This is a genomic window from Amnimonas aquatica, assembly GCF_002943415.1.
In the GTDB taxonomy this organism is placed as follows: domain Bacteria; phylum Pseudomonadota; class Gammaproteobacteria; order Pseudomonadales; family Moraxellaceae; genus Perlucidibaca; species Perlucidibaca aquatica_A.
This window is the reverse complement of the sequence record NZ_PTQZ01000128.1, coordinates 1-5,307: the sequence shown is the minus strand read 5'-3', so window position 1 is coordinate 5,307 and position 5,307 is coordinate 1. Positions and strand designations below refer to the sequence as shown.

4 protein-coding genes and 1 pseudogene are annotated in these 5,307 nt (G+C 66.9%); 3 read left to right on the top strand and 2 right to left on the bottom strand.

The window, feature by feature from the left end:
• Positions 1-29: 29 nt before the first annotated feature.
• Together C5O18_RS06155 and metG are read right to left on the bottom strand one after the other, a co-directional pair.
• Positions 30-698, bottom strand: coding sequence for an alpha/beta hydrolase (locus C5O18_RS06155; RefSeq protein ID WP_105192414.1), 669 nt, complete (start codon positions 696-698; stop codon positions 30-32).
• 7 nt (positions 699-705) lie between these two features.
• Entirely contained in the window at positions 706-2,832 is a 2,127-nt protein-coding gene (metG, locus tag C5O18_RS06150) for a methionine--tRNA ligase (RefSeq protein ID WP_105192412.1), read from the bottom strand.
• A gap of 307 nt (positions 2,833-3,139) precedes the next feature.
• On the opposite strand from metG, the pseudogene apbC reads away from it, so the two are divergent.
• The 3 genes and pseudogenes from apbC to C5O18_RS06135 all read left to right on the top strand — a co-directional run.
• Positions 3,140-4,099: pseudogene (apbC, locus tag C5O18_RS06145) on the top strand (iron-sulfur cluster carrier protein ApbC); the annotation flags it as partial.
• Positions 4,100-4,139: 40 nt separating this feature from the next.
• On the top strand, positions 4,140-4,706 hold the full coding sequence (gene dcd / locus C5O18_RS06140) for a dCTP deaminase (RefSeq protein WP_105192408.1): 567 nt from the start codon (positions 4,140-4,142) through the stop codon (positions 4,704-4,706).
• 5 nt (positions 4,707-4,711) lie between these two features.
• The coding region (locus C5O18_RS06135) for an acyltransferase family protein (RefSeq protein WP_146089240.1) at positions 4,712-5,307 on the top strand (596 nt) is incomplete at its 3' end.

The following is a 5,307-nucleotide window of genomic DNA, read 5'->3' as shown; positions in this document are numbered from 1 at the left end:
CGTATGCTGACAGTGGGTATATGGCCGGCTCACAGCCGCGCTGTCAGCCACTCCCCGATCGCTTCGATCTCCTCCAGGCAGACCGAATGCGGCATGCCGTAGTCGTGCCAGGTCAGGTCGGCGCCGAGCGCGGCCACGCTGTCGCGCGCCTGCTCGCCGAGGGCGACCGGCACAATGTCGTCGAAACGGCCGTGGGCGGCGAACACCGGCAGCGTGCGGTTGGTCTCGCTGAGCTCGTCGCGCAGCAGGTCCGGCGCCGGCAGGTAGCACGACAGCGCGATGATGCCGGCCAGCCGCTCCGGATGCGTGAGGCCGATGGTGTAGGCCATGGCGCCGCCCTGCGAGAAGCCGGCGAGCACGATGCGCTCCGCTGGCGTGCCGCGCGCCTGCTCGCGCGCGATCAGCGCGCGGATGGCCTCGCGGGTGGCGCGGATGCCGGCGTCATCGACCTGGCGGCTGGCGCCGTCGAGCGACAGGATGTCGTACCAGGCCGGCATCACGTAGCCGCCGTTGATGGTCACCGGAATCTGCGGCGCGGTGGGGAAGATGAAGCGCACGGCGGCGTCCGCCGGCAGTTTCAGCTCGGGAATGATCGGCACGAAGTCGTTGCCGTCGGCGCCGAGGCCGTGCAGCCAGATCACCGTCAGCGTCGGGGCGGGCGCGGTCTCGCGCTCGATCAGGGGCAGGGTCTGCGTCATGTCGTCCTCACTTCACGGCCATGCCGGGCTGCGCGCCGGCATCCGGCGTGAGCAGGAAAATGTCGCTGCCGCCCGGGCCTGCGGCCAGCACCATGCCCTCGCTCATGCCGAACTTCATCTTGCGCGGCGCCAGGTTGGCGACCATGACGGTCAGGCGGCCGACCAGCACCTGCGGGTCGGGGTAGGCGCTCTTGATGCCGGAGAACACCTGGCGGGTCTCGTCGCCGAGGTCGAGCTGCAGGCGCAGCAGCTTGTCGGCGCCCTCCACATGCTCGGCGCTGACGATGCGCGCCACGCGCAGGTCGACTTTCGCGAAGTCCTCGATGCCGATGACCGCCGGCGTGTCACCGGTCGCGGCTGCCTTGTCGGCGGCAGGCTTCGCGGCGACTGCCTTGTCGGTGGCGGCTTTGCCATCCGCCTTGCCGGCGGCCTGCGCGGCGACCGGCTGGGCGTTGGTCAGCGAGTCCTTCGAGGCGCCCACCATGGCTTCCACGGCGACCGGGTCGACGCGCGTCATGAGTGCCTGGAAGGGCTGGATGCGCTGGCCCAGCAGCAGGCTGCGGCGGTCTTCCCAGGCGAAGCCGGGGATGTTGAGGAAGCCGGCCGAGGCCTCGGCCATGGCCGGCAGCACCGGCGCCAGGTAGGTCATGAGCTGGCGGAACAGGTTGAGGCCGACCGAGCACACGGCCTGCACCTCGGCGTCCTTGCCCTCGACCTTGGCCAGTGCCCAGGGCTTCTTCTCGTCGATGTACTGGTTGGCACGGTCGGCCAGCGCCATGATCTCGCGGATGGCGCGGCCGAAGTCGCGCGCCTCGTAGTGAGCGGCGATGCTGTCGCCGGCAGCGATGAACTCGGCCAGCAGGCCCGGCTCGGCGCAGTCGGCGTCGAGCTGGCCGTCAAAGCGCTTGCTGATGAAGCCGGCGCAGCGGCTGGCGATGTTGACCACTTTGCCGACCAGATCCGAGTTCACGCGCTGGGTGAAGTCCTCCAGGTTGAGGTCGATGTCCTCGACTCGGCCGGAGAGCTTGGCGGCGAAGTAGTAGCGCAGGTATTCCGGGTTCAGGTGCTGCAGGTAGGTCTGCGCCATGATGAAGGTGCCGCGCGATTTCGACATCTTCTGGCCGTTCACGGTCAGGAAGCCGTGCGCGAACACGCCGGAGGGCTTGCGGTAGCCCGCGCCTTCGAGCATGGCCGGCCAGAACAGGGCGTGGAAGTACACGATGTCCTTGCCGATGAAGTGGTACAGCTCGGCCTCGCTGTCCTCGCGCCAGTACGCGTCGAAGTCGATGCCGGCGCGGTCGCAGAGGTTGCGGAAGCTGGCCATGTAGCCGATCGGCGCATCCAGCCAGACATAGAAGTACTTGCCCGGCGCATCCGGAATCTCGAAGCCGAAGTAGGGCGCGTCGCGGGAGATGTCCCAGTCGGCCAGGCCGGCCTCGAACCACTCGGCGAGCTTGTTGGCGACCTCTTCCTGCAGGGCGCCGCTGCGCGTCCAGTCCTTGAGCATGGCCTCGAAGTGCGGCAGGCGGAAGAAATAGTGCAGCGACTCCTTCTCCACCGGCGTGGCGCCGGAGATGGTCGAACGTGGGTTCTTCAGCTCGGTCGGCGCGTAGGTGGCGCTGCAGACCTCGCAGGAATCGCCGTACTGGTCGGGCGCGTCGCACTTCGGGCAGTCGCCCTTGATGAAGCGGTCGGCCAGGAACAGGCCCTTTTCCGGGTCGAAGAGCTGGCGCACCGGACGCGTGGCGATATGGCCGCCGGCCCGCAGCGAACCGGCATCTGCGCCGGGCAGGCCGTCGCGCAGGCGGGTGTAGATCTGCTGCGAGAGCGCGCGGTTCTCGTCCGAGTGCGTGGAGTGATAGTTGTCGAAGCGGATGCCGAAACCGGCGAAGTCACGCTCGTGCTCGGCCTTGACGTTGGCGATCTGCTGCTCCGGCGCGAGGCCGTTCTGCTCGGCCTTGAGCATGATCGCGGTGCCGTGGGCGTCATCGGCGCAGACATAGTGCGCTTCGTGGCCGCGGGCGCGCTGGAAGCGCACCCAGATATCGGTCTGGATGTACTCCACCAAGTGTCCGAGGTGGATGGGGCCGTTGGCGTAGGGCAGGGCGCTGGTGACGAGCAGGCGACGGGTCATGGTGGCGTATCGGTCGGCGTAAACGGAAAACGGCAATCATAGCACTGCCCCGTCTGGCTGTGGCCGCGACGTGCCCGTGGCGGGTGTCGGCAGGGCCGGCCGTCGTGGCACCCGGTATCGCATTGCCGGCGTCCGCCCGGTAGCATAACGGCCTCTTCCGAGGATCATCGCCATGACCATCACCCGTGCCGGCGTCGATGCCGTGCTCGTCGCCCACAGCGACCCCTATCTCGGGCCCGATGCCAGCTACGCCCTGCTGGCGGTGGCCGCCGACACCCGCGTCACCGACGATGCCCGGGTCTTCCTGCACATCGAGCTGCCGTACCCGCACGCCGAGCCCGATCAGGCCTTCGGCCCGGCGCTGACGCTGGCGCTGCGCGAGGCCGGTGCCCGTGACGTGCACATCCGCTGGTCGTTCGCGGTGCCGCGCATCAAGCCGCAGGGCGAGGTGCAGCCGCTGACGCTGGCGCGCAACGTGATCGTGGTGGCGTCGGGCAAGGGCGGTGTCGGCAAGTCGACCACGGCGGTGAACCTGGCGCTGGCGCTGGCGCGCGAAGGCGCGAAGGTGGGCATCCTCGACGCCGACATCTACGGCCCCAGCCAGCCGGTCATGCTAGGCATCGGCAACGGCAAGTATCCCGACACGGTGGATGACGCCTGGTTCGTGCCGCACCAGGCACACGGCATCGAGGTCATGTCGATCGGCTTCCTGCTGCAGGGCGACACGCCGGTGGTCTGGCGCGGGCCCAAGGCCACCGGCGCGCTCATCCAGCTGGTGACGCAGACGCGCTGGTCGTCGCTGGACTACCTGGTGGTGGACATGCCGCCGGGCACCGGCGACATCCAGCTCACGCTGGCCCAGCGCGTGCCGGTGGCGGGCGCGGTCATCGTCACCACGCCGCAGGATATCGCCACGCTGGATGCCAAGAAGGGCGTGGAGATGTTCCGCAAGGTCGATATCAACGTGCTCGGCGTGGTGGAGAACATGGCGCAGCACATCTGCTCGAACTGCGGCCACACCGAACACATCTTCGGCGAGGGCGGCGGTGCGCGCATGGCTGCGCAGTACCAGACCGCGCTGCTGGGCCAGCTGCCGCTGGACCGGCGCATCCGCGAGCAGGCCGACAGCGGCCTGCCCACCGTGGCGGCCGAGCCGGACGGCGAGTTGGCCGCGCACTACCGCGAGATGGCGCGCCGCACGGCGGCGCGACTGGCGCTCGGCGAGCGTGTCGCGGATACTCGCATTCCCCTGCAGCCTACCCATTGATCATCCGGCCACCGGCCGACCCGTTTCCGAGAGCATCCGCATGAGCATCAAGTCCGACCACTGGATCCGTCGCATGGCCGAGCAGCACGGCATGATCGAGCCGTTCGAGCCCGGACAGGTGCGCCATGCCGGCGGCCAGAAGATCGTGTCCTACGGCACTTCCAGCTACGGCTACGACGTGCGTTGTGCCAACGAATTCAAGATCTTCACCAACATCAACTCCACCATCGTGGATCCGAAGAACTTCGACGAGAAGAACTTCGTCGATGTCACTTCCGATGTCTGCATCATTCCGCCCAACAGCTTCGCGCTGGCGCGCACGGTGGAGTACTTCCGCATTCCGCGCTCGACGCTGGTGGTCTGCCTGGGCAAGTCGACCTACGCCCGCTGCGGCATCATCGTCAACGTCACGCCGCTGGAGCCGGAGTGGGAGGGCCATGTGACGCTGGAGTTCTCCAACACCACCAACCTGCCGGCCAAGATCTACGCCAACGAGGGCGTGGCGCAGATGCTGTTCTTCGAGAGCGACGAGATCTGCGCGACCTCGTACAAGGACCGCGGCGGCAAGTACCAGGGCCAGACCGGCGTCACGCTGCCCAAGACCTGATTCACATGAGCAATCGCATGCGTGCGGATATCCAGGCTCTGCGTGCCCTGGCGGTCCTGTCTGTCGTTGTCTATCACGCTGAACTGGACTGGTTGCCCAGTGGCTATCTGGGTGTCGATGTTTTCTTCGTGATTTCCGGGTTCGTCATTACCCGCCTGCTGAGGGCGCAGGCAGAGACCCGGGGTCAGGTTGATCTTCGAGGCTTCTATCTACGGCGCGCGTGGCGACTGCTGCCGCCCGCGTTTGCCGTTTATATGGCTTGTGCCATTGCGTCATGGTTTTTCTTGGCGCGTGATGAAGCCAGGGATTTCTTTGCCCAGGTGCTTGGCGGCATTTTCTTCGCGGGGAACATGGTTCTGGCGGAGCAGACCGGCTATTTCGCGGGTGAGGCAGAGCTGAAGCCCCTGTTGCACATATGGTCGCTGGGTATCGAGGAGCAGTTCTATTTCCTGTGGCCGCTGATATTTTTCCTGCGGCCGGCATATTGGTGGCCACTGGCATTGGGTACGCTGCTGGTCAGTCTTGGCCTGTATCTGCAGTTGCAGGATCGCTACCCTTCGGAAGCCTTCTACTACTTGCCTTTTCGAGGCTGGCAGCTGCT

Coding starts and splice junctions, on each gene's coding strand:
- C5O18_RS06155 (WP_105192414.1), bottom strand. CDS start 698: ATGACGCAGACCCTGCCCCTGATCGAGCGCGAGACCGCGCCCGCCCCG.
- metG (WP_105192412.1), bottom strand. CDS start 2,832: ATGACCCGTCGCCTGCTCGTCACCAGCGCCCTGCCCTACGCCAACGGC.
- dcd (WP_105192408.1), top strand. CDS start 4,140: ATGAGCATCAAGTCCGACCACTGGATCCGTCGCATGGCCGAGCAGCAC.